Origin of the sequence: Longibaculum muris (assembly GCF_004343035.1) — a bacterium.
In the GTDB taxonomy this organism is placed as follows: Bacteria; Bacillota_I; Bacilli_A; order Erysipelotrichales; family Coprobacillaceae; genus Longibaculum; species Longibaculum muris.
On sequence record NZ_SMCQ01000020.1, the window covers coordinates 24,162 to 47,833 of the forward strand.

22 protein-coding genes are annotated in these 23,672 nt (G+C 54.2%); 1 reads left to right on the forward strand and 21 read right to left on the reverse strand.

Annotated features, from left to right (window positions below):
- Positions 1–12 precede the first annotated feature (12 nt).
- Positions 13–522 (reverse strand): SLOG family protein, encoded by a 510-nt coding sequence (locus EDD60_RS12000; protein WP_132226446.1) that lies wholly within the window; start codon positions 520–522, stop codon positions 13–15.
- Positions 523–665: 143 nt separating this feature from the next.
- Here EDD60_RS12000 and EDD60_RS12005 point away from each other — a divergent pair, with 143 nt between their 5' ends.
- Complete coding sequence (locus EDD60_RS12005; protein WP_243646674.1) at positions 666–986, forward strand: helix-turn-helix domain-containing protein; 321 nt, start codon at positions 666–668, stop codon at positions 984–986.
- A 119-nt stretch (positions 987–1,105) separates the two neighbouring features.
- On the opposite strand, the gene EDD60_RS12010 is transcribed toward EDD60_RS12005, so the two are convergent.
- From EDD60_RS12010 to EDD60_RS12105, 20 genes are all read right to left on the reverse strand, one after another.
- Entirely contained in the window at positions 1,106–1,519 is a 414-nt protein-coding gene (locus EDD60_RS12010) for a dUTP diphosphatase (protein ID WP_016289149.1), read from the reverse strand.
- Complete coding sequence (locus EDD60_RS12015) at positions 1,516–2,289, reverse strand: FAD-dependent thymidylate synthase (RefSeq protein WP_396627790.1); 774 nt, start codon at positions 2,287–2,289, stop codon at positions 1,516–1,518. The genes EDD60_RS12010 and EDD60_RS12015 overlap by 4 nt, the downstream gene beginning before the upstream one ends.
- Positions 2,270–2,557: a hypothetical protein gene (locus EDD60_RS12020; protein WP_004056045.1), complete on the reverse strand. Its 288-nt coding sequence runs from the start codon at positions 2,555–2,557 to the stop codon at positions 2,270–2,272. Before EDD60_RS12020 ends, EDD60_RS12015 begins: the two co-directional genes overlap by 20 nt.
- A 148-nt stretch (positions 2,558–2,705) precedes the next feature.
- Positions 2,706–3,188 carry a hypothetical protein gene (locus tag EDD60_RS12025; protein WP_132226448.1) on the reverse strand — a complete coding sequence of 161 codons (483 nt, stop codon included), beginning with the start codon at positions 3,186–3,188 and terminating at the stop codon, positions 2,706–2,708.
- A 66-nt stretch (positions 3,189–3,254) separates the two neighbouring features.
- Positions 3,255–8,168, reverse strand: a complete 4,914-nt coding sequence (srtB, locus tag EDD60_RS12030) for a class B sortase (protein ID WP_132226449.1) — start codon at positions 8,166–8,168, stop codon at positions 3,255–3,257.
- Positions 8,169–8,215: 47 nt separating this feature from the next.
- Positions 8,216–9,415, reverse strand: coding sequence for a DUF4366 domain-containing protein (locus EDD60_RS12035; RefSeq protein ID WP_132226450.1), 1,200 nt, complete (start codon positions 9,413–9,415; stop codon positions 8,216–8,218).
- Positions 9,405–9,650: a DUF4315 family protein gene (locus EDD60_RS12040; RefSeq protein ID WP_004056054.1), complete on the reverse strand. Its 246-nt coding sequence runs from the start codon at positions 9,648–9,650 to the stop codon at positions 9,405–9,407. Before EDD60_RS12040 ends, EDD60_RS12035 begins: the two co-directional genes overlap by 11 nt.
- A 318-nt stretch (positions 9,651–9,968) precedes the next feature.
- Positions 9,969–12,839, reverse strand: coding sequence for a CD1108 family mobile element protein (locus EDD60_RS16670; protein ID WP_207905334.1), 2,871 nt, complete (start codon positions 12,837–12,839; stop codon positions 9,969–9,971).
- A gap of 118 nt (positions 12,840–12,957) precedes the next feature.
- On the reverse strand, positions 12,958–15,321 hold the full coding sequence (locus EDD60_RS12050; protein WP_396627791.1) for a VirB4-like conjugal transfer ATPase, CD1110 family: 2,364 nt from the start codon (positions 15,319–15,321) through the stop codon (positions 12,958–12,960).
- Positions 15,322–15,331: 10 nt separating this feature from the next.
- Positions 15,332–15,766 carry a PrgI family protein gene (locus EDD60_RS12055; protein WP_004083310.1) on the reverse strand — a complete coding sequence of 145 codons (435 nt, stop codon included), beginning with the start codon at positions 15,764–15,766 and terminating at the stop codon, positions 15,332–15,334.
- 28 nt (positions 15,767–15,794) lie between these two features.
- Positions 15,795–16,352 (reverse strand): MT-A70 family methyltransferase, encoded by a 558-nt coding sequence (locus tag EDD60_RS12060; RefSeq protein WP_004083309.1) that lies wholly within the window; start codon positions 16,350–16,352, stop codon positions 15,795–15,797.
- Positions 16,352–16,795, reverse strand: a complete 444-nt coding sequence (locus tag EDD60_RS12065; protein WP_004083308.1) for a SpoVG family protein — start codon at positions 16,793–16,795, stop codon at positions 16,352–16,354. The genes EDD60_RS12060 and EDD60_RS12065 overlap by 1 nt, the downstream gene beginning before the upstream one ends.
- A gap of 42 nt (positions 16,796–16,837) precedes the next feature.
- A complete protein-coding gene (locus EDD60_RS12070; protein WP_016289159.1) occupies positions 16,838–17,701 on the reverse strand; it encodes a VirB6/TrbL-like conjugal transfer protein, CD1112 family in 864 nt (287 codons plus the stop codon).
- A 6-nt stretch (positions 17,702–17,707) separates the two neighbouring features.
- Positions 17,708–18,049, reverse strand: a complete 342-nt coding sequence (locus EDD60_RS16675; RefSeq protein ID WP_396627789.1) for a Maff2 family mobile element protein — start codon at positions 18,047–18,049, stop codon at positions 17,708–17,710.
- Positions 18,050–18,182: 133 nt separating this feature from the next.
- Positions 18,183–18,320 carry a Maff2 family mobile element protein gene (locus EDD60_RS12080; RefSeq protein ID WP_004056078.1) on the reverse strand — a complete coding sequence of 46 codons (138 nt, stop codon included), beginning with the start codon at positions 18,318–18,320 and terminating at the stop codon, positions 18,183–18,185.
- Between the two features lie 242 nt (positions 18,321–18,562).
- Positions 18,563–20,407 (reverse strand): VirD4-like conjugal transfer protein, CD1115 family, encoded by a 1,845-nt coding sequence (locus EDD60_RS12085; protein ID WP_132226453.1) that lies wholly within the window; start codon positions 20,405–20,407, stop codon positions 18,563–18,565.
- Complete coding sequence (locus EDD60_RS12090) at positions 20,404–20,874, reverse strand: PcfB family protein (RefSeq protein WP_004056082.1); 471 nt, start codon at positions 20,872–20,874, stop codon at positions 20,404–20,406. The genes EDD60_RS12085 and EDD60_RS12090 overlap by 4 nt, the downstream gene beginning before the upstream one ends.
- Positions 20,875–20,927: 53 nt before the next feature.
- A complete protein-coding gene (locus EDD60_RS12095; RefSeq protein ID WP_132226454.1) occupies positions 20,928–21,728 on the reverse strand; it encodes a hypothetical protein in 801 nt (266 codons plus the stop codon).
- Between the two features lie 6 nt (positions 21,729–21,734).
- Positions 21,735–22,832, reverse strand: coding sequence for a DUF3846 domain-containing protein (locus tag EDD60_RS12100; RefSeq protein ID WP_243646676.1), 1,098 nt, complete (start codon positions 22,830–22,832; stop codon positions 21,735–21,737).
- Positions 22,833–22,834: 2 nt separating this feature from the next.
- Complete coding sequence (locus EDD60_RS12105) at positions 22,835–23,662, reverse strand: hypothetical protein (protein WP_132226456.1); 828 nt, start codon at positions 23,660–23,662, stop codon at positions 22,835–22,837.
- Positions 23,663–23,672: the final 10 nt, after the last annotated feature.

A 23,672-nucleotide genomic window follows, 5' to 3' on the forward strand; every position in this document is an offset into this window, starting at 1 on the left:
TTTTTTGTTATTTCATTTTCTTCTCGCTCCGGGTTGCCCTGGCAGGATAATCTCCCCAACCGGGATTTCCCGCAGCTCTTTCTTCATCTGGTGCGCAAACCGGATCGTCCTGACCGTGCCGCCTTTTTCCCTCCCGTCATACACGGCGATCACCCGGTCCGAATGTTCGGCCATGTAGCGGTTCCGGTGGGAATAGACGCTGGGGTGGTATTTTTCCTGCATGACAACAACATCCGCACAGGCCTCCAGCATTTCATAAGTCCGGCTCTTTTCCATCAGGCTGTCCAGGCGCTTTTGATAAGGGATAACCGCAACCAGCTCCAGCACCGGATTTGTCTTTTTCTTTTCCAGTACGATCTCCGCGAAATACTGGTCCACACCATCCGCAAAGCCGCTCATAAAGCGGGTAAACCCGTCCGCAACGGCAGAATCGATTTCACGCCGCAGGGCCGTTTTTACACGGCCTATCTCTTTCTGCGGTAAATTCCTGTGCCCGGTGACAGAGCATGTCTTTCCTTCCATCTTCTTTTCCTCCATCCGATAGTTATTATTCTTTATTTCTCAAATTATAATAGATTTGTTTTAGCGTTTCAACGCAAATACCCTCTTTTATTTTGCGAATAAGGACAGGGCGTAAGGTACAATCTATTACGGAATAGGAGGTAATGGCAATGTATGAAAATTTCGTCCCGGAACGACTGGCAAAGCTGCGGACTCAAAAAGGCGTGTCTGCACGCGATATGTCATTGTCATTGGGACAGGCAAATAACTACATTAACAACATTGAAAACAAAAAGTCCCTTCCCTCCATGCAGTCCTTCCTTTACATCTGTGAATATCTGGGCGTGACGCCCCAGGAATTTTTTGACGAGGGGAACCCGGCCCCGCAAGCCTTGCAGGAATTTATTGCAGAGGCAAAAAAACTGGATTCCAGGTCACTTTCTTATATCCTGGGGATTATGAAAGAACTCAATAACAGAAAATAAGCGGCCACGGTGCTGGCCGCTTTTTGCTGCCTTTCTTTTATTTTATCCTGCAATCCCCCCGATATGCCCAATCCCACTACCGGCGATAAGCCAAGAATCACTCCCGGAATGTCACTTTTTTATTTTCCTGTACTTCCAAATCCGCCTGCGCCGCGCTGCTCGCCAAGCTCTGTAACAAAATCTGCGATCACAACCGGAGTAATTACAAGCTGGCCCACGCGGGAGCCTTTGGAAAGCTCCTGGGTCTGGCTGCTTACATTGCTGATGATCGCGTGAATCTCCCCGCGGTAGCCGGAATCCACCGGCGGCAGCTCACAGACCAGCCCTTTTACTGCCATGCTGGTGCGTGGAAACACATAGCCCGCATATCCGTCCGGCACTTCAATCCCAAACCCAAGAGGGACCTTTGCGATCTCCCCCGGCTGTAACGTACAGTCATAGGGCATGTAGACATCTGCACCGGCATCGTTCCCATGCGGACGGAAAGGGCGGCGGTCCTCCGGCACGCCAAAGTCGATCAGTTTGATCTTCATGCGCCGCCTCCTTCCAAAAGCGCCGGATAGTCCGTTTTCAGGATGTCTCCGGGCGTCATATCCGCTTTCAGCATGTTCCCGCAGGTCATTTTCCCCTCCAGGCATTTGTCCTGTTGGCAGAAGGGGCCTGTAAGATCAGGGGCAAACAGCGCTGGGCTTAAAGTATAAAGCTCCTGCCAGATTTTCAGGAGCACGATCCGGGTCTCGTCCGTATTGCGCCGGCATACCCGCTGGCCGATGATGTGTTTCCACTGATAGGGCGTGGCGCTGATAACCAGCACATTCCGAAGCCCCTGGGGCGTGGCATATCCCGCCGCATCATGGCCGATTCCCTCGGCGCACAGCTTTTCATAACAGTCCATGCCTTCGTGGCAGCTTTTTAAGTACAGTTCCCGGACCGCAGCCGTGGCGGTTATAATCTCATAAGGTATGGCAAAATCCGCCTGGCCTGCATAATTGCTGTACTGCAAAGACGCGCTCATAAACTTTACTTCGTTCTGGTGCCTGGTGATCTGTGAAAGGAACCGCCTGCTTGCCCCTACAACAGCAGCGGTGATCACTGCAAATTTCTGGACCGTCGGGTGGGGAAGGGCGCTGATGGCCGCCACAGTATCATCACTGAACGATTTTTCATAAAGGGCCATCAGATCGTCCATTGTGGCAATCCGGTGGCCCCTCTGGGTGAGCCGGGCAGCAAAGACCATGTTTTTCTCGGCCTCCCTGGCCGCCTGGCAGTTTAATATTTTTACTTCAATCCGTCTGATCGGTATGTCCCTCCTTTACAATGGCTTTCAGTAAGAACAGATAGTTGAGGCTGTCTGTGATCTTTTCCTCCCATGTGCTTATCCCGTAATCCGTATCATTGTCAAAGCACATGTCATACAGGGAAACGATATGCTTCGCCAGCATCCCGGCAAGGGCGCGCTCCGGCGTGGTGTGCTGCAAGGCTGCCGCCGCCTTAAAAGCCCCCAGCCGGTCCGTATCGTCCCCGGTATATTCCTTCGTTTTCTTTTGCAGTGTGTCGGCACAGAGCCGCACCTGCGCGTTAAATACGGCATTGACTTCCTGCTGTGTGATATGGCATCCCTCCTTTGAAAAATGGATTGTCCCGAATACTGTATAGAATCCGGGACAGTTTTACTAAAAGCAGAACAAAATACACATTATAGCTCTTATCCGCTGCATTTCAGGCGCTCGGCAGATAAATCCAGTCGTGCATCAGGCACACGCTGGGTTCGTCCTCCCTGGGGACCAGGTGGTAGGTACATTCCCCGTACACGGTCCGCTTGTCCTCGATCTCCATGCCATACGCCTTGTAGAAGCGGTATTCCAGGTTGGAAATGATACACCGCAGCGTCTGCAGCGCCTCCCGCTGTGAAGTCACGATCAGGTCCCGGTCAATGCTGCGCTTTAAGAACAGCAGGGATTTATAAAGCTGTACCTCCGTCCGGTAAGGGCGGTAATCCTCATGCTCCAGCCATCCGCTAAAGGCCACCGGCCCGCTCTGGACCACATCACGTTCCGGGTGGTAATACTCGTAGCAGTCCAGGTTTGCCGTATTCAGAAGATAGAGCATTTCCCGGACCTCATTCTCCGGCATATCATAGAACCGCAGAAGGGAGCGGTACAGATGGACGTAGCCGGGTATCGAAACAATGGTATTCACCATAGAAAAATCCTCCTAAATAGCAGGTGCGGGAGCAGAGCGCCCCCGCACTGGTTTCCAATATTCTTGTTAATCGTTTACAGCCGCCAGCTTTCCCATGACAATAAAGCGGCTCTTACTTCCGGGCGTACAGGTGGAAAGGGTCAGCACCTTGTCACTGGAAGTCACCGTAACATCGGTCTCAATGACAGACCGGTCCGCCATTTCAGAAAGCCATGTGGTGTAGGCCCCGTCATCCTTCCAGCTAAGCCTCCAGGGGGAGGTGTCGCTGCCGGATTCCGCCGGTTTCGCCTCAAATGCGGAGAAAACCTCCATCACATAACCGCCGTCAGGGGTGACAAGGTACATCTGCGGGTGCCCGTCATAATAACTCTGTCCGCCATATTCATTCAGCGCGGCGAACATGGAGCCGTCCCGCATGTTGTGGCCGTAGATAATGGTATTGCGGTCTGAAAAATCCGCCTGATTCTCATAGTCTGCAAACAGGCAGCCCACCTTGTTATAGGTGCCGTCATACAGATGGCGCAGGTAATACTCGTTATTGTCTGTCTGCGTTACCGGATAGTTGATGGCCGTATCAGGAAGGTTGAGCCATCCGATGATGTCCGGCCCGTTTTCCCTGAGAGCCTCAAAATCAACAACAGGGAGGACCGTACTTGAATCCTCCCTGCCTGTTTCTTCCTCTGCCCCCGGTTCTTCCGGTTCCCCAGCCTGCTCCGGTACTTCCACATGTTTTGCCAGCCCGTTATAGGTTCCGGCACTCTCGGCATACTGGCTGAGGTCGCGGACGATCAGAAACCCGCTGCCAAGAGCCAGCAACCCGCAGAGGGAAATCACCGCAATGCCGGCAGCCTTTGTCCTGTCGGTATTTCTGCTGTGCTTTCCCTTTTTTAAATAGACCACGGCAAACAGCCCGCCGCCGATCACAGCCAGCGCCAGAAGCCCGCCATATAGGAAGATGAAATTATCATCCCCGGTCTGCGGTACCGCTTTGCCCGGATTGGACGGGACAGTCGGATTTGAAGGATTATCCGGGGTGGACGGTGTTTCCGGATTGTCCGGCGTTTCCGGTTTCTCCGGTTTTTCATTGAAGAACTGGACCGTTGCGGTTTCGTCCGCCTTGATCTCCACCGTGGCAGCGTCAGGAATGATATAGTCCCTGCTTGCCCGGTTGGAGATTTCCGTTACGGTATAAATGCCAACGCGCAGCCCTTTGACCTCGATCACGCCGGATTCCGGGGAGGTAAAGGTCTCACAGTAGGAGCCGTCCGCATTCTTGACCTCAAAAGCAAACCCATCCTTGCGCCCGTCGCTGGAATCCTTCGTGATTTTCAGGTTCCCGCGGTACGCCTCATTGGTAAAGCCGCGCCCGGCCTCGCCGTTTTCCACAACGGCCACCTGGCCGTCCTCGGTGATTTCAAAATAGTAGGCGTTTTCATCAATCTGGTAGCCCTCCGGCGCCTTGCTTTCTTTTACAAAATAGCCCTTTGCCAGAAGGCCCTCCGCCGTGTGGTAGCCCGCATCCGATTCTTTCAGTGTGCCAACCTTCGTATCTTCGGAATCAAATTCCTTATTGCCGTTGGCGTCCTCATACAGATCGAACACCGCGCCGGAGAGGAAACGCAGGAAGGTGTTGTTATCCTTGTCCTTTTTCTCCACAGAAGAAGGCTCGTCTACCGCTTCGGTTTTCATCACCTGCACGCTGCCCCGGATCAGGGTGTTTTCCACCTTAATCTCTATGCTCTGGCCGTCCACACCGATATAGATATGGTGCTGTTCGGGGCTTACCGTATAAAGCGCCGGAGAGGAAATTTCCTTTACGATCCAGTGGCCGTAAGGGATATTCTCAAAGGCAAAGCTGCCATCCTCGCCAGTAGTAACGGTAAGCAGCGCATTTTCCCCTGTAAATTCCTCGATATCGGGCTTAAACAATCCCATGACCGCGCCGGCCAGCTTCACATCCTCGCCGCCCTCCGGGTTTTCCCCGGCTTTCACGCCGTCCACACGCCCGCGCAGCAGGTCATTGGAAACAGCTTCTCCCTCGTTTACAAGAACCTGCACCAGCGCCGCCTCCTGGCCGGCATATTCAAAAACAACCGGATATTCCGTATCAGGGAGGATATAGGCGCTGTTTGTGGTGCGCTCCTTCACATAGTAGCTGCCAAAAGGCAGGTCGGAGGCAAAGGAAGCGCCATAGCCGCCCGCCCCATCCGGGTCAACGGAAACCACCTCCAGAAGCCCGCCTGCCGGGATCACGCTGCCGTCAAGGGCCGTCAGATCAGCGGAAGCATACAGCCCGAAAGAAATGTCTTTGTATTCCTCGTTCATGCCGAGCCCGAACAGCCCGTCCGTTTCCAGCGCTTTAGACAGGCTTACCGCCACCTTCTGGCGCTCGTCATAGAGGCCAACCGCGGCCTGCGTCACTTCCACGGTTTCCCCCGCATAAGTAAGCTCCGCGTATTCCGGCTGGGTGTTTAAGACCATCCCCTCCGGCGCCTGGCGTTCCTCCAGACGGTAGCGGCCCAGGTACAAAAGCCCGCTCTGTGCCGTTCCATCTTCCCCGGTGGTAAGGGTCTCCACGACGGCATCCTTTGCCGCCCTGAGCGTACCGTCGCCGGTATAAATATCTTCATCCGCGATCACGTCATAGACTGCGCCCGGAAGCCCCATGACCTCATACACCGGCTGGTACAGGCCGCCGTTCTCCTGGACGGAAGCGAATACCTCGCCGGTCTTGGTAATGGCAAGCTGCCCCTTCTGCGGCATATTGTGCTGTGTGACCGTGACAACCGACTCGCTGCCGTCAATGGTAAACGGCACCGGCTCACTGGAAAGCACATAACCGTAGGGCGCCGCCACCTCATACAATTCATAATCTCCGGTGTGCAGAGGCTCCGGCAGCATCAGCCAGCCTTCATCCGAAACATAGAAGGTATCAAGGGTTTCCGGGTTCGGGTAGTAGATTTCCTGGGTGACAAGTTCCCCGGTGGACAAATCCCTGATCTGGAAGCCGGTGCCCGTCATCGGGATAATATTGCCGGTCTCCGCGTCGCATTTCTCCACACGCAGCCTTGCGGTAATGGTACGGTTATTCAGGATATAGCTGTAAGTCTGTCCGTTAGAGGAAACAAAGACCGTAAAATCCGGGATAAATGCCTTCCCTTCCTCGCCGGAAACCTGGTGCACCGTGTAATGTCCGTAGGGGAGCATTTTGGAGGAAGCGAAGCCGTCCCCGTCCGTGGTGAGCAGGTCACGCTCGCTTTCCTTCGCTGCGTCATAGCTGCCAGCCGCTTTCAGATAGACCTCAAAAACTGCGCCGGCCTCCGGGCGCTCAATGACGCCCTCATTGGGCTCGTCCGTATTTTCATCCCCGGACACATCCGGGTCCAGGTCGTCCGTATGCTTCACAAGCTGGATGTTTCCGTAAATGACCGTTTCCGTGACCTGGTTCTCGGTGGTGTTCAGCTCCACTTCATAAAGCGTGGGGGAGGCGCCCACCTCATAGACCGTATCGTTTAAGAGGTAGCCGGTGCTCGGCTCAATCTCCCGCACGGTCCAGTTATCGCCGCAGACATAGTACCGGGTCATAAAGCTGCCGTCCGGCCCGGTAGTGTAGGTGTCTACCAGCTCGCCGTTGTTATAAATCCCGTAAACTGCCCCTGCAAGGGTGGCGTCGCCCTGGGCGGCGCCGGTATCTGCGTCACTCTTTACCACATGGACACGGAATTTTTTCAGGATATTGCTGAAATGCACCGTGGCGGTCTGGCCGCTTTCAATGGTGGCATACTGCGCGGAAGGGGTCACATAGCGGTCCACCGGCAGCTCCTTCACCAGATAGGTGCCGGGCAGCAGCTTTTCCTTGATCTGCCCGTTTTCCCCGGTAGTGACGGTTTCATCCACCTTGTTCCCCAGGATGTCCGTGCCGGAGATTTGGAAAGGAATCCCGGACACAATGCCGTCCTCGCTGGTCTTGACAATCTTTGCGGTGCCGTAGGTCTCGGTCTTGATCTTTACAAAGAAGGAGACCGGGTCGCTGGCGCCGGTCATCATGGTCTGGTAGCCCGGCCTCCCCCAGATCAGCATGTCGTTAGCAACCGGAATATCCTTTCGGAATTCAAAGGCGACAGGGTCCATGATCATGTTCTTGCTGGTGAACGTGTACTTGTTCCCGCTCCTTGTGGCGGAAACGCCGCTGCCTTTCAGGGTCTCCAGATCGATTTTCAGGTTATTGGTGTCCGTGACGGTCAGGGTATAGACTTTTTTCTCCGTGTCCCATTTCAGCTCCAGTTCCGGGGCTTCACTTTTCTTCGTGGAAGTAAAGGAGGGGACCGTGGAATGGGAGGCGACCTGTGAAAGAATCCAGTTGTAGGCCTTTTCCGCAGGACGTCCGGCAATCACGCTGAAATACTGGTCTGCATTTGCCTGGCCGTTCCCATGCCGGCTGTAAGGGTCGCTGCGGAGCTGCTGCTGGTATTCCCAGAGGATGATCTGCGTCGCCATTTTATAATCGTCCTCGTTAATGCCGGACACAGGGAGGGAAGCGCCGGGTTTCCAGCCGTAGATTGTCGTGAGGGTAATCCCCCGCCTTGCCTCGGAAGGGAGCAGGTTCAGGTAATTGCTGTTGGTGCCGCTTTCCGACGTATAGGTATTGTCGGAAGTGTTATAGGCAATACCGCTTTCCACGCAATAGACATGGTGGCTCACCCCGCCCGAATCTGTCAGCATGTAATGCCGGTAGGCGCTGCCGCCAGAGCTGGTGCGCACATCCATCGTCCCGTCAGAATTGTAAACAAGGTAGGTGTAAGGCGCCGGCGCATAATAATGCCGCCCGTCAGAACCGACGTACTGGTCTCCGAGCCAGGAGCTTGCCTTCTGGCCCACGGAGGCGGCGGACGCCTGGGAAGGGAACACCCCGCAGAGGCATACTGCGCAGAGCAGGAGCGCCAGGAGCCTTTTCAGGCCGTGCTTTTTCATATTTACCATAGAAATCCTCGCTTTCTTGTATTTGATTGGAATATAAAAGGACAGCTTTACTCGCTGTCCTCCTGTTCATCGTTGATCCTGTCCTCAAAATCGTCCTCGGAGAGATATTCCGTCCCGCCGTAAGCCTCGTCCGGGTCAAAGCCTTCGCCGTATCCGTCATCCTCGAAATCCTCGTCATCCTCCGCCTGCTGTTTCGGACGGACGATCTTCACATAATAGCCAACGCCTCCTGCTGCAAGCAGGGCAATGATAATAAAAATGATCGTGCCGGCGCTGCCCTTGTCTTTTTTTGGCTGCTCGGCCTGCGCGGGTTCCTCCGTTTCCGCAGGTTTTTCCTTCCCGGCACAGCCTTTCAGGTCATTCTTGCAGACCGGGCAGGCGGTATCAACTTCCCCGGCTGCGCATTTCTCCGTACAGGTGCAGACATCCTCTGCCGGGATCGCACTCATGGTGTCCTCGCTCTTTTCCGCCAGCGCCATCAGGTCAGCCTCGGTAACGCCGTTCAGGAAGTAGACGTTGTTGCCGTCCCGCTTTCCGTCAATAATCAGATAGAACACATTCCCGTCCTCGGAGGTGATGGTGTAAAACTGTTTATCCCCATCTTCCCCGGTGGCCGTATCTAACACCGTGCCGGTGCCCTCCGGGGTAAATGCGCCGTCCGGGATAGCGGAAGCGGATTCCGTTTCCTCCTGGGAATCGGGGCTGCCGCCGTTTGTGCCGGAGGCTGTATTACCGCCGCCATTGGCGCCCGTATTCGTACCTGTATTAGAACCGTTCCCGGAATTGCTGTTCCCGGCATTGCTGTTTGTGCTGCCAGGGGAAGCAGCCTGGGCCTGCACAGGTTTTGCCGCCGTGCCGCCCTGGTTCTGCTGTGTTGCAGCCGCAGGTTTTTCCGTGGGCGCCGGTTCCTCATAATAGGGATTCTCAAACTTCACGGTCTTTGAGCGGTTCCCGGCATAGTCCTGGGCGTACACGCTTACCTGCTTTTCCGTGCCGGCATAATCCTTTAAGGTGACGGAAGCCGCCCCATTGGTTAGGGAATTGATACGGTTCCCGTCCACAAAGACCGCCTCCACGCCGGAATTATCGTCGCTGCTTTCTATTTTCAGCGTGTCGCCGTCCAGGGAAGCCGTAAGTTCGGGCGGCGTGGTATCTTTGTCCCCGGCTGCATAAGCCGTCAGGGGCAAAGATATGGCGCTTATGACAAGCATAAGCGCCAGTAGCAGAGAGATTTTTTTAGTCCTCATTCTTATCCTCCTGTTTCTGCAGCGGGCCATCCCCGGACGGGGCGGACTGCTGCGATTTCAGAAATTCGGCCAGCTGCTGGGGTGTCAGATGGAAGCTGCGGGCAATCGCCACATAATCGGTATTCTCCAGCTCCGTTTTCTGCTTTTCCAGGTCGCGGAGCTTGGCCTGCATCTCCGCAATCTTTGTTTTTGTCTTGTCGATCTCTTTCTCCAGTTTCTCAATCTTAGGGTTCAATTTATTACCTCCAATCTGTCTTTTTGCAAAACAGTTTGATAATAATAAGCTCCATAATTACAATTAAGTTTGATAATTTACTCCAAAACTTAATATCACGAAGCCATGTTGCAGAAAAACAAAGAAGCAAAATAAGAACCATGCTCCTTTAAGTGCCACGAAATCTCCGTTTTTATCAACTTTAATTGTCATTTTCTTTGAGTTTTATCAATCATAATTGTTAATTCCTTTGTGAAGCCGTTTTTATCAAACAAAGTTGTAAATTATCAATCTTTATTGCAAAATTATCAAACTTAATTGTCACTGGACACCAATCTGTCAGGGCAGACGCCCGAATGTATAAAAATGCTGCTGCCAGTAGCTTGTGTTGATATTTGCGTAGGAGATCGGGTCCCCGCAGTGGATCATCATCCCGTTGCCCACATAGATTCCCACATGGCTTGCGCCGCTGGTATTGTAGGTGCCCTGGAAGAATATCAGGTCGCCGGGCCTTGCATCCGCGCTTGATACAGGCGTGCACACGCCTAAAAGCCCGTCTGCGGTAAGCCGTCCGAAGTTCCAGCCCACGCCGCAATGGTTGACTACCCAGGAAACATAGCCGGAACAGTCAAAGGAAGTGGAAGGGCTTGCGCCTCCCCATACATACGGATAGCCTAAATACTTTTCGGCCTCCGCGAGCATGGCGGCAAATTTTTCATCTGCAAGGGCCTCCGGCGGGACGTCATAGTCAAAATAGTTCCCTCCGCCGCCTGCGCCTGCCTCCGGTAAATGCCGCTCGCTGGTATCGCCGGTATCGGCAAAATACAACGGGTTCATATACTGGCCGTCAACCAGCACCTCCAGGTGCAGGTGCGGCCCGGTGGAATTTCCGGTGCTGCCGACCTTCGCGATCACATCCCCGGCCTTTACCTCCTGTCCGGCAGATACAAAAATCTGTGAACAGTGGCCGTATTTGGTGGTAAGGGAGCGCCCCTCATAAGCCTCGCCCTCAATGGCAACGCACAGGCCGTATCCGCCGGCTTCACCGGCCAGCGTGACCGTGCCGTCATGCCCGGCTAAAATCTCCGTGCCCTGGGGCATCCCGATGTCAACGCCGGTATGGTAGTTCTTTCCCCCGCTGATCGGGTGTACCCGGTAGCCGTAGTAGCTGGTGACATAGGGCAGCCAGTTCGTGCCAAATACATTTTTCACATACTGCCGGTTGCCTTTGGTCTGCAACAGAATCTCGCAGATTTCCTTCTGGTCTGGGTTCATGCGTGAAACAACCAGGTTTTCAAGCGGCGTAGAAGTAAGCGTTACATTCAGGATGTGCCACTCATAAGGCACTTCTTCCTCTGTTTCCTCGCCGGTCTCCGGGTCAACGCTGGTTTCTGTCCGGTAGCGGGTTTCCGTTTCTTCTGAAAAAGACAGGGAATACTGCCCGTTAAACAGCTCCCGGAGGACACCCTCGATCTGCGCATAGGTAAAATTCTGATAGGCAGAAGTGAGGTACCCCATTAAGACATAGGGATCATGCTCAATGGGGCCGATATTATAGCGGTACTCGTCATAGCCGGGCCGGTCCGATTCCACACGGTTAATCTGCATCTGCAGGTCCGTTTCCCACTCGGTATAAGCAAGCTCCGCATTGTTGATGTCCGCATCGTCCGCCAGATAGGTAGAGGCTGCAAGGCTGCCCAGCCCTCCGGCCCCCAGGTTGGAAAAGGAAGAAATCAGGGACGCGATCAGGAAAAATACCAGAAGGAGCAGGAGCACGATCCCGCATATGACCGGGTGGCGCCTGACGGCATGGACCACGCCGGCAGCGATCTTTTCCGTGGTAACGGCGGTGTTCTTTGCACGCTTTCCCGCTTTTTTCGCTTCTCTGGCTGCTTTGGCATACTGGCGTTTTATCTTTTGTTTCTGCCACATCCGGGCAAGAAGGTTTTTCTTCAGTTCCGGGCTGTCATGCAGGGTCTGCCGGTAGGCAAGCCGGGCATTGGCCCTGGCTGATCTCTGCTGTAATTTTGCCACCCTGCGGTACGGCGCCGTCTTATGCCTGTGATATGCCATACGCAGCCCCGATTCGCTTACAAGCTCGGTGCGGTGGGCCGCTTTAATGCCGACATTTTCATTCTCTGCCTGGTAAATCTTTTTATGGGCGTAACCCACCGCCATATTTGCGCCGGCCTTTACCGGGCGCATCGGAACGGGACCCTTGACATGGGCCCGCTGGGATTTCACCTCCTTTTCAAATTTCAGGCGCTTTTTGGCCTTGCCCGTATCGGGATCAGAAGATGTTTCCATCCGCAACTTACGGCGGGCAGGAAGGCGGTTTTCCGCCTGTTCCAGTTTTTCCGCTGTCCGTTCTGCCTTCCGTCGGGCTTTCGTGAGCTTCTTATCCGCTGTTTCCGGTGGGAGTTCGTCAGCGGTAAATTCCAGCTTGGAAGGCCGTTTTGGTTCTCCTTCGGCTGCCTCCGGCGGTTTCTCCTGAGGTTCCCCGGCTTTTGCCGCCTCCTGAAAGCGCTGTTGGTATTTATTACCATGCTGCCGTGTCCGGTTCCAGTGTCCTGCCTGGCCGGATTTTTCTTCCCCTTTCTGTGCCCCGGCTCCTTCCTGAAATAGTTTCCCATACCGGGAATCCGTACCTTTCGGACCGTGTTCTGCAAAAGCTGTCTGTCCGGGATTTTCCTGGCCGGAATCCGCCTGCCTGGGTTCTTCCTGCCTGAAATTCTGGTAAGCGGCATTGCGCCTCCCTGGGCTCTCCTGGCTGGAATCCGCCCGCCTGGGTTCTTCCTGCCTGAAATTCTGGTAAGCGACATTGCGCCTCCCTGGGCTCTCCTGGCTGAAATCTGCTTGTCTGGGTTCTTCCTGCTTGAAATTCTGGTAAGCGGCATTGCGCCTCCCTGGGCTCCCCTGGCTGAAATCCTCCTGCCTGGAATCCCTGTAAGCAGCATTGCCCTGTCCTTGGCTGCCCCGCCTGGTTTCTGGCACATATGGTTCTGATCCAGTTGGTTCCTGTCCGGGAAAAACCTGGGTAGGGGAATCCTGTGCTGCCGTATCACTGTTTTCGCAACCGGCAAATATATCTGATCCATAAGTTTCCGTCTGCACCGGCGCCGCCTGCCTGCGGTTCCTTGAAGTGCCGGAAGAAGGGGCGTCCCTTGCCCGGCGCAGGTCATAATCCGGCTCTCCCTGCCGGGCCGCCATGCGGTCCTCCCCGTGGGAATCCCGCGCCGGCATCCGGGCATCTTTCTGTTTCCTCTGAAAATTCCTGTCACGCGCCATTGCCCTCACCTCCAATCGCTTTCAGGGTATTTTTGTTTCCTCATGCCTTCGTCCCCGCCACTTCATCAGGCCGTGTTGTAAGTACGCTGTACAGCAGGGTATCCTTCGGAAAATGATCGACAAAGGGGATAATCACATTCCCGAAGAACAGAAGCCCCTCGCCGGGGCCGGAATGGGTCACATAGGAAAGCTGGTGCGGGGAAATCCCCAGCTGCTTCGCCAGAATCTGCCGGTCCCCCTGGGCCTGGTTCAGCATGTAGATAAAATCCGAGTTCTCAAAGATATTCTCGATCTCACGGGAGGCCAGCAGGTCCTTCACGTTCTGCGTCAGGCCGCTCGGTATGCCGCCCCATTTCCTGAACCGTTTCCAGATTTCCACGCTGAAACTTCCGGTCTGGCCTTTCAGAAGGAGATGGAATTCGTCAACATAGAACCAGGTCGTCTTATGCTTGGAGCGGTTGGCCGTGACACGGTTCCACACGGCGTCCTGCATAATCAAAAGGCCGATCTCTTTCAGGGCCTTGCCCAGAGACTTTAACTGGAAGCAGAGTACCCGGTGGTTGTTCATATCAATGTTGGACCTGTGATTGAATACATTCAGGGAGCCGTTCACGTAGATTTCCAGCGCCGTGGCGATATTCTGCGCCTCCGGCTCGGACTGTTTCAAAAGCAGCCCGTACAGGTCTCCCAGGACCGGCATATTCTCCGGGCGCGGGTCCTGCAGGTAATCCCGGTACACCAGCCTTGTGCAGCGGTCAATGATGGTCCTCTCAATCGGGGAAAGCCCCTCCTTGCCGCCGATCACCAGGTCGCACAGGGACAGGATAAAATCGCTTTTCAGCGTGATGGGGTTTTCATCATCCGAATAGTCCAGGTTAATGTCCATCGGATTGATATAGTTGGTGGAAGTCGGGGAAATGTCAATGACCTGCCCCTGGGAGCCGAACTGCTGTACTAAAGGCCCGTACTCATTTTCCGGGTCTGCAATGATGATGTCATCCTCCGTTAAAAGGAACACATTGACGATCTCACGCTTTGCCGAGAAAGACTTGCCGCTGCCCGGCGTGCCTAAGAACAGGCCGTTGGGGTTCTTTAAGTTCTTGCGGTTCGCCATGATCAGGTTGTTGCTTAAAGCGTTCAGGCCATAATAAAGCGCCTCGCCCTCCTGGAACAGCTCGCAGGTCGTGAACGGCACGAAAATGGCGGTGCTGCTGGTCGTAAGCCCACGCACAATCTCAATCTGGTTCAACCCTAAGGCAAGAGAGGACATAAGGCCTTGTTCCTGCTGGAAGTCCAGACGTTTCAGGGCACAGTTATATTTCTGCGCAATACCGGAAGCAGAAAGGATGTCATTGAACAGCTTCTGCCGTTTGTGAGCGATATTCTCCACCAGCACCGTCACAAGAAACATGCGCTCATTCCGGCTCTGCAAATCCTGTAAAAGATTCTTTGCTTCTTCGCCGTAGGTGGCAAGGTCCGTAGGTATGATGTCCATGTCATACCCGGCGCGGACCGCTTTTTTCTGTTCCTCAATGGTCATTTTCTGCAAATCGGACATCTTGCGCTTGATGTTCTTGATCGCCTGGGCCTGGTCGATAGACTGGATATGCAGGTTTACTGTCACGGCATCGTCCAGGTCAAGCAGCTCCGCAAGCAGCCGGTCCGTCAGCTCCGGCGCTAAAATCTGCAAAAAGGACGCCGCCCCGGAATGGTCGGCTACCCGGAAGGTCTTTCCGTCATTCGAGAAGGACAGGCCGGAGGGCGCAATAAAATCTTTTGTGGACAGCCCGGTTTTCGGCAGGTCCGCCCAGGTAAAATGAAACTTTTCCTGCCCGTCTGGGTGGAGCTGGCTGTGAAGGAGCTCCAGGCGTTCCAGCCCGTCTAATGGCTTTGCCTGGGCTCCCAGGGCCTTGAAATTCGCCAGCACGTCGGCCTCGATCCGCTCCAGGCGCATCTTCGCGGTGCGAAGGTCGTCAGCCTCAATGCCAAAAGTGATATATTTCCGCTTGGTAAGACCGTTGTTGCCTTTTTGGAGCTGACCTTTCAGCATATCCCCATACTCCCTGCGGATTCCGTCATATTCGTCGCCACGGATGGGGATGTCAATACTGCGGGCGAAATCCTGCATGTTGGCCCGCTGGTTGACAAAGGTAAGCTGCACACGGATCGAAGCGTCAAAATAATTGAGGAAATCACAGTAGCCCTCAAAAATCTGCGCCTTGTCATCCGCCTGTGCGAGCTGGTAGTTAATGTCAAAAAACTGCACCGTCTTGGTGTAGAGCTTATCCGTCAGCCGGCAGATCCCATCCCGGTACATTTCCTTATAGGGAATGCTCTGCTGGACCGTCTGCGGGGCGTCCGATTTAAGCCCACTGAAAAAGCCGCCTTTCCTGGACGGCTTTATGCGGGAAGCATTACGCCCGCCTGTTTTTGCGTCTGCCCTGGCCTTTTTTGCCTGCCTGATGTTTCTTTGCAGGCGCTTTTCCTGGGCCTCCTGCTGTCTGGTTTTTGGCAATCCTCATAACCTCCTTCTCTGACATGGATTTATACAAATTTTCCGTCCGGTATGGCCGTTTCTTCGGCCAGAGCTTATAGCGGAGCCTGTTTTTCAGAAGTTTCTCCGCCGGCTGCCCATCCCGCTCATACATGGCGAAAAAGAAAAAGGGCATCATAAGCCCGATCATCATTAGCACCGCCGCCGAGTTACCGACAGCGCCGCGGGTAAGGAAGTATACCGGCAGCCCGACCAATGCGGCCAGGCTGAAACAGATAAGCTGGCGCTTCGTCAGGTTGAACGCCAGCTTGGTCTTGACTTTCGTTAAGTCTTTGGGTACGGGTACATAAGGCATGTAAATTCACCTCCATTCATGCTGTATCTCACTGGTTTTGTTCCTGCATCGTGACCGTGGATTCCACCTCATTGCCCCACACATCCCAGCCGGGGGTCTGCTGCCTTGCAAAAAGCTCTATCCTGGGCTGGTCGCCCATGAGCTTCACAATCTTATCCCGTACCTCGTCCGGCTTCTTGCTGTGCTGCTCAATATGGGAGATTACAAACTGGTGGATTCCCGCGCACTGGCGTTTCGGGCGCCCGCGTGTCGCCAGAAGGCATACCTCCGCATTAGAGCGGGTCCAGAACCCCATCCCGTAAAACCAGGAATCTGCTTTCCGGTTCTGTTTGAGCCAGAGGAAGGCCAGCGTCTTATATTTGAACCCCCATGCTTCGATCACCCGGAACGCCTCATTAAGCTGTGGGAAGGTGGCCCATAGGAAAAGCGCACTGTCTTTGGCCGCAAGGTCTGCAACCGGCAGCGCGCATATTTCTTCCATGCTCATGGTGGGGTAGTGCTTTTCGGCCACCCCATTTCCGCGTTTCATATCATAGCGCCAGGGCGGGTCCGCGTACACGATGCCATATTTTCCGGCCTCCGCCATTACCGGGCCTGCTCATTCTTGGCCGGGGCGGATTTTGCCGGGGGCGTCTTAACCTTGCCGGCATTTTCTTTCAGGGCGCCGGCCAGGGAAGGCTTCTCCGCCGCTCCCTTTGTCGCTTCAAGGGTGGCCTGCAGGTTTTCAATCGCCTGGCCGTACCCTCCGATCAGGGCGTCATTAAGCTGCCTGCGGAAATCCGCCGTCACCGGCCAGCAGACATCCCTCCATTTTCCCTGCTTATCCTGGGTGGAGGGCATATTGACGTACAGGCCGTTCTCGCCGGAGCAGATACGGAAGCCGTCGATCTTGAAACAGTCCCCAATCGTCACATTGGCGAAAGCCAGAAGGTTCCCCATCGGGGCAATCGGGCGTACCGTTACATCCAGCTTCAAGCCCTCGCCCGCCTGGGCCTCCGGCTGCATGGTTTCATGGTTGGTCTTACTCATATAAAAAAATCCTCCTTCTTGTTAAAATAGGTCGGTTACACACTAATGCGAGTTAAAAATACTTTTGGATAGCGAGCCTGTCTTAAACAGGGCAAAGGCCAGCAGGACCGTATAGCCTGCCGTGCCCCAGATCGCGCCGTGGATGTCGCCGGAAGAAGGGATTGACTGGACCAGCGCCGCATAGATCGCGACGCAGACCATAATCAAAAACCCCTGGAAACCCAAAGCAAACAGGGAACGCAGGTAATTCGTCCCCATCTGCCCCCATTCACGGTTTGCCATTGTGGAAAACGGTATGGGTGCCAGGCTGACCGTGAGATATATTTCAATCATGCGGCCATACACAATGACAAAGATCACGATGGACAACACCCACATGCACAGGTTGATAATGTTGGTCTCCAGCCACAGGCCGATCAGTTCCCACATCCCCATTGCTTCAAGCTGCGTCTCCAGGTCGGCCAGCGCAGCGGTAACATCCATGCTCCCGTTTATCACGCCGGAACTTTGATTCACCACATGCTGGGCGACGTCAAACACCGCCATGACGATGGTAAAGCAGTTGGTGAGCAGGTATGTGGCAACAAAGGTTTTGAAAATCCACTTGAAGATGTTGAACGTATCAAAATCGTGCATGTTGTTCTTTTCGAGGATCATCTGGATCAATTCATAGACAAGAACAAAAGTCAGGATGATTCCCGCAATGGGAATGACGACGGTTTCAGAAAGATTCTGGATCATGCTGAACACGCCGCCATTCCACCCCTGCGGTGTCTGGCCTACCTGTGAGGCCACATCCGAGACCTGGCTGTTGACGGACTCAAAGATACTGGTGTATTGTCCTGTGATCGCTTCAATCAAGCCCTCTTTAATCCAGTCTGTTATCCATTCAAACAGACTGCCCATCGGCTATTAACCGAACAGGCCGGAGAGCAGCGGGATCAGCGTGGCACCCACCAGCGCAATACCTCCGCCAGCCATAAGCTGTTTCATCCGTTTTTGTTCACACCGGGTCGCTGCCCCGGTGCGGCCCCACTTCATAAAGAAGCGGACACCCCATGCTTTCACATGGGCGCAGACTATATCTTCACCCGCATGGAGCGGGGCAGGCTGCTTCGGGCCGCTCGGCCCTACTCCTGCAAAGGATAGTCGTTGAACCTTCCCCTGTTCGGGGCTTGGCTGCTGATCGCCCATTGTCCCGGCGTTTAGGTTCGCACCCTGCGCCATCCGTGCGTTTTTTTCTGCTTTCGCCACCGTCACATCCGGGCATGTTTCATCCCCATGTTTTGGTACGCACGGCTTTAGGGGTTCCCAGCAATTCAGCCTGTTGCCGTATGGACTTCCACCATACGCTGCACGGCAATTACTTGTCCGTGGAGGGCGTAGCTTACCCCTGCGACTTGGCTCCGGGATTGTCATTGCCGTAACCTTCCAGAAGGTTGATGACGCCCCATGCACCGAGGCCGGCGCCCAGAGCAATCACCAGAATTTTCAAAGTATCAATCGCACTTGCAAAAAAAGCCATATAAAAGTCCTCCTTTAATTTGAATAATCTTGATTTTGTGGTATGGCCGTATCTGGCCGGAAACGAAAAAACGCCCCAGTGCTTTAAGAAAATCTGCATAAAGCACTGGGGCGGCATAGTCCAGGATCATCCTGGAAAGGTATACAGTTGTCAGGGAGGGGCGCGAATCCTCAATAGAACCTCCTTTCCGGTGAAAAGAAAAAGCCCGCCAAAGCCAGAGACTTTAACAGGCAGCTACATCATTATACAGCCGGCGCCTCCAAATCCTCCGCCGTGACCTCATAATTGCGGTACAGCTCCCCAGGGCTGACGGGCAGCCTGGTTGAGAGGAATTTTTCAATGTCAAAAGCATTTTTAGGGGCATAATCAGACAGGTATTTATAGTTCGGGTGTTTCGTAATATCATATTTGCGGGAGAGGAAGGGCCGGACGCCCCTGATCTGCAGGAGGCATTTCCCTCCGTCCATCACGGCCAGTTCGTCCATCGACATCAAATCCTTTCCCAATTTCTGAAAATTCTGTCCGTGGGATTCCTGGCTGCCTTTGGTGACGCTGGTGTTATACATATCGATGGTCTCTTTTCCCAGCAGGGAATTCCAGCTTTTCAGCGTGGTTTCCTCCTTGCCTCCCAGGAAAAGGGAAGCGTCACAATTCCCGATGATGGTGTCCATGTTGTCCTTATAAAGCGCCTTTAACTGGCTCTGCGCCTGCAGGACCAAACAGGCCGAAATCTCCCTGGAACGGATCGTCGCCATCAGCTTTTCCAGGTTCGGAATCTGCCCGATATTGGCGGCCTCGTCGATCAGGCACCGCACATGTACCGGCAGCCTGCCGCCATACTTGTCATCGGCACGCTCGCACAGCAGATTGAACAGCTGCGTATAGGCCATGCTGACAAGGAAATTGAACGTCGCATCCGTATCGCTGATGATAAAGAACAGCGCCGTTTTCCTGTCCCCGACCAGGTCAAGCTCCAGCTCGTCATACATGGTGATCTCCCGGACCTCCTTAATATCGAATGGCGCCAGTCTGGCGCCGCAGCTAATAAGTATGCTTTTCGCTGTCTTGCCCGCCGCTAATTTATATTTCTTATACTGGCGGAGGGCGAAGTGGTCCGGGTCTTTCTGCTCCAGCGCATCAAAGAGAAGGTCAACGGCATTTTTGAAACTTTCGTCATCCTCCCGGACCTCCATAGCGTTTATCATTTCTACCAGGGTGGAAAAATTCTGCTCGTTTGTCGGGGCCTCATAATAGATATAGCCGATCAGCGCCGTATACAGCAGGGTCTCGGCCTTGACCCAAAAATCGTCGCCGGATTTCCCTTCCCCTTTGGTGTTTGCAATCAGCACCGTTACCAGTTTCAGAATGTCCTTCTCATTGTGGATGTAGGCAAAAGGGTTATAGTGCATACTTTTTGAAAAGTTGATCGTATTGAATACCTTGATCTTATAAGGCTCATACACGGTTTTCCCATTCTTTCCCCTGACCGGTTTTCCGTCCTTGTCCAGTTTCGGAGTACCGCGGCTTAACAGCTTTCCCACTTCGATTAAGACCGTGCCTTTCGGATCGGTGACGACATACGAACTATGGAGCTGCATGAGGTTGGGTTTTATAAAAAATCTCGTCTTGCCGGAGCCGGAACCGCCGACTACCAGCACATTTTTATTGCGGGCATGGGCCGGGTTCTTCGGCCTGCCGGACATCATAAGTCCCTCGGTCTGCGTCAGGATAATGTTGTTTTCCGGTTTCGGGTCCATGAAAGGGGCAATGTCTGTTTTGTTCCCCCAACGGGCAGAGCCGTACTCCACATCTTTGCGGTACTTTTTTGCATTTTTTCCTTTCACATATACCGCCAGCCGCACGATAGCCGCCCCGCATAATCCCGCCAGCCAGTCCAGTGCCGCACCCGGCCACATGCTTTGAAATGCCAGCGAGAAACCTTCGGACAATCCTAACAATTTCTGTGAGGCGTCCGTTCCGGGGGCAAGGCGCACCGCCTCGCCCAGCTTCGCAAATACCAGAAGGAACAAAAGATAGGGCAGGTGGAGGATCACCTGCTTTTTTAAGGCATCCGTGTCTATCTTCATCGTTCCGGCCCTCCGTGTTCCTTGTTCTTTACCCGGTCACGGCCAAGAGCCTGCGCCAGCTCCTTGAATTTATGAAGCTGGGAGAGCAGCGACGGCCTGGCGCTCCGGGCAAGGTCTTTCTGGGTATATTCCTTAAAAGCTGCCGTCAGCGCGTCCGCCTGGTTCGCTTTGAAATAGACCGTCCATTTAGGCGGGTCAGTCCCCAGCTCTTTTTCAATATGGTAGCGGACCTGGTGTTTCCTGGCGTACCGCTCAAAGGAGCGGATTCTGCCGGACACTTCAATAGTGTTGGCTCCTGGGTCCTTACAGGTCAGCCGTTTCATGCTGTTCCTGCCGACTTTCGGGGTCGTGCGTTCCTGCTCCATCTTCTGGAGCACGGCGGCAATGGCAGAGCGCAGCACCCGCCCGGACAGCTTCGCCGCCTGGATGGAGACCGATACGGTCCGCTGTTCCAAATCTTCCTGCATAAGCATCCTCCTTCCTGATAAAATCTGTAATTATAAATTGGGAAACAACTGCCTTACCGGGCGTCCCCGATCACCTGCTGGCGGGGTGCGTGCTCAAAGGCTTTTGCCGCCTGGTCTGCCTGGATTTTCGCATGTTTCAAAAGCGTCTTAATGATGGTCGCCGGGTGGCTCTGTTCCTCTAAATGCGTCACCATATCCTTACAGCCCTCCGGGAGATATTCAGCCATATCCTTACAAGCATCCTCCAGGCCGCCCATGAAGCCCCAGCAGCTATCCGTCAGCTCGCCGTTTTTGTAAAGCTCAAATCCGTAGCACTCGCCCCGCAGGTAGGAATCATAAGCGGCCACTTCGCTGCGCATCAGGTCCTCCGCTTTTTTCCGAATGGCGCCGGTCATTTTTTCGCCGCCAAATTCCTTTAGAGCATCCTCTTTGGCAACATAAATCCATCCGACCTGACCGCTGTCCCAGGGGTCATTGAAACTTGTGGTCTGCATGGCAAGGCCGCTGTGGTCCATCAGATAGAGGGGCAGCGTAATGTATTTTTCGGAGATCACCTTCAGCATGGCGTCATCAACCGCCCGTTCCTCCGTTTTTGGCCCGTGCCGGAACCGGCTGCTCACAATGTTTACCATGTGTTCATAGCGTTTCAGGCCCGCTTCATCATGCCCCACGGTATCTAAATACATCTCCCGCAGGAAATCGTCTTTATCCATGTAATTGTGGCTGTCACCCAGCGCATAGCGGGAATGGAAGCAGGCCATTGTCCCAAAATGTTCGTCTACCTCACGGGGAGAGATTAAAATGTCGTCCGGCTGCACCATCAGCGCATACGGGCCTTCTACTGCCATCAGCATAAGCCATCAACTCCTTTCCGGTTCCCTGGGCTTTTTATCCGGCGCTTTCGGCCCTGCCTGCGCCACCTGTTTCCTCGCACTGTCAAGCTGTTCCCGCACGGAAACATCCCGCTTTGTCTCCGGCGTCCCTGCGCCGAAAAAATCCGGCAGCTCCTTAAAGCCGATACTGTCCACGTACCAGGCGGCATCCGCGCCATTCCCATGCAGGACTACCACATCAGAAACGGAAAGGGAATGGCCCTTGAAATCTTCCGGGTGGTCGATATTGAACCGCCGGTAAATATCCTCCAGCGTTTCGCCCGGTTCCCGCTGCATGGCATAGACCATCCGGTAATTGTCCCGGTCCACGGAGAGCCCCCTGCTTTCCAGCCAGTCCAGGGACATAAAACGCAGGTTGTCTGTATTGTCCGATAAGTCAAGCTGGTAAATGGAATAAGCGCTGATCCCATACTCTTTTTCATAGGAAGAAATACGCTCCAGAAGCGGCGCCGTTTCTCCCTCCATGTGTTCCTCATGTTCAAATGCCGCCAGCCTCATGCGGATTTTCCCGGTATCTCCTGAAAGCAGCCCGTCCGCCATGCACTCTTTTTCCGCATGGGAATCCGGGTACAGGCCTGCATAGGCCCCGCTGTTTTTCCTGAAAAATTCATCCAGGTCGAAAGCCAGGTCCGTGGATTCGTCAAGCCTTATATCATCCCCGCCCGGTTCCTCCATGGCAGGGACCGGCTGCTGCTTTTCCTCCGGCGGGAGGGGCTGCTTCACCGCAACGATCTCACCCGCCAGCCGGACAAATTTCTCCGGGTATTTGAACTGTTCCTTATACTGCTCCATGAAATAATCGGGAAGGTCGGCAAAACTTTCCTCGCCGAGACCGGCTATGAAAAAGGTGCCTGCCATGATCTCGATCATCTCGCCGTCCTGGTTGTAGATCGCCCGGTTCAGGGGCAGCCCGTTTATTTTCCCTTCATCATTGCAGACAATCGCGACAGGCTCCGCATAAGGGTAGTAGCCCTCTATGCCTCCCCCGACTGCCTCCTGCATGGATTCAAGGCTCCCGTCCAGCTCGGCCTCATAAGGCGCTTTCCCCGGCTCTATCATCAACACTTTCAAATCTGCATATCCTCCTTCTTTTTAATTGGCGCCTTCGGCTCTGCCGCAGCCTTTTCCCGTTCCTTCGCCGCAGACAGCTTTCCCAGCACAGAAGGTTTTTCCGGCTTTTCAGGCATAGAAATGCCGCCCTCCGAAACATCGGCGGCGGTATGGTCTGTTTTTACCGGCTCCTGGCCCTCCACTGTATATCCGGGGAGAAGCACGCCATTGACCGTAAAACAGTTTTCATGCTCTTTCGGAATAGGCGGTGAAATCTCCGCGAACAGATGGGAATAGGCTTTCTTTCTCCCGTCCAGGTACCTCTCGGCGGCGGCCTTGTCCGTGTAGCGTTTCTTATCCTGCCCTGCAAGATGGATGTTGTAGCCTTTCCTGGGTGAATTGATATACAGGTCCCATGTTACATACCAGGCAGTCGGAACATCCTGTTTTGCCTCCCTGTTATATGTTGTCTGTTCCCTGATCTGGCAGAACATCTTATAAACCCGGTTGCTGATCTCCATCCAGTCCTTGTTGTTGGAAAAGGGCTGCCAACAGTTCCCGGTATGCTTTACCTCCGGGGTGCGTAAGTATGCCAGCGCCCGGTCAAGCCGCTGCGTGGCCGCCGCCTGCTGTTCCCATTGCTTCGCTGCCGCCACCACGATGTCATAGGCTTTCTTTTCTCCCTCAATGCTGTCCTGGCGCATGGCCTGTACCGTTTCTGCCCCCTGTGCAATCAACGCTGAAATATCTGTGTTCTCGCATGATACCGTGTGTTCCACCTGCAGCTTGTAGCCTTCCGACAGGTCCCCGGAGCGGTGCACCCGGTAATCTTTGTTTTCCTCCAATCCTTCCACC

Bases quoted from the DNA above. Each gene is read 5' to 3' on its own strand.
- EDD60_RS12025 (WP_132226448.1), bottom strand. From the start codon at position 3,188: ATGGTGAATACCATTGTTTCGATACCCGGCTACGTCCATCTGTACCGC.
- EDD60_RS12035 (WP_132226450.1), bottom strand. From the start codon at position 9,415: ATGAGGACTAAAAAAATCTCTCTGCTACTGGCGCTTATGCTTGTCATA.
- EDD60_RS12090 (WP_004056082.1), bottom strand. From the start codon at position 20,874: ATGCAGGAAGATTTGGAACAGCGGACCGTATCGGTCTCCATCCAGGCG.
- EDD60_RS12000 (WP_132226446.1), bottom strand. From the start codon at position 522: ATGGAAGGAAAGACATGCTCTGTCACCGGGCACAGGAATTTACCGCAG.
- EDD60_RS12060 (WP_004083309.1), bottom strand. From the start codon at position 16,352: ATGGCGGAGGCCGGAAAATATGGCATCGTGTACGCGGACCCGCCCTGG.
- EDD60_RS12070 (WP_016289159.1), bottom strand. From the start codon at position 17,701: ATGGGCAGTCTGTTTGAATGGATAACAGACTGGATTAAAGAGGGCTTG.
- EDD60_RS12085 (WP_132226453.1), bottom strand. From the start codon at position 20,407: ATGAAGATAGACACGGATGCCTTAAAAAAGCAGGTGATCCTCCACCTG.
- EDD60_RS16670 (WP_207905334.1), bottom strand. From the start codon at position 12,839: ATGGCGGCCCGGCAGGGAGAGCCGGATTATGACCTGCGCCGGGCAAGG.
- EDD60_RS12095 (WP_132226454.1), bottom strand. From the start codon at position 21,728: ATGCTGATGGCAGTAGAAGGCCCGTATGCGCTGATGGTGCAGCCGGAC.
- EDD60_RS12065 (WP_004083308.1), bottom strand. From the start codon at position 16,795: ATGAGTAAGACCAACCATGAAACCATGCAGCCGGAGGCCCAGGCGGGC.
- EDD60_RS12005 (WP_243646674.1), top strand. From the start codon at position 666: ATGGCAATGTATGAAAATTTCGTCCCGGAACGACTGGCAAAGCTGCGG.
- EDD60_RS12010 (WP_016289149.1), bottom strand. From the start codon at position 1,519: ATGAAGATCAAACTGATCGACTTTGGCGTGCCGGAGGACCGCCGCCCT.
- EDD60_RS12080 (WP_004056078.1), bottom strand. From the start codon at position 18,320: ATGGCTTTTTTTGCAAGTGCGATTGATACTTTGAAAATTCTGGTGATT.
- EDD60_RS12055 (WP_004083310.1), bottom strand. From the start codon at position 15,766: ATGCCTTATGTACCCGTACCCAAAGACTTAACGAAAGTCAAGACCAAG.
- srtB (WP_132226449.1), bottom strand. From the start codon at position 8,168: ATGGTAAATATGAAAAAGCACGGCCTGAAAAGGCTCCTGGCGCTCCTG.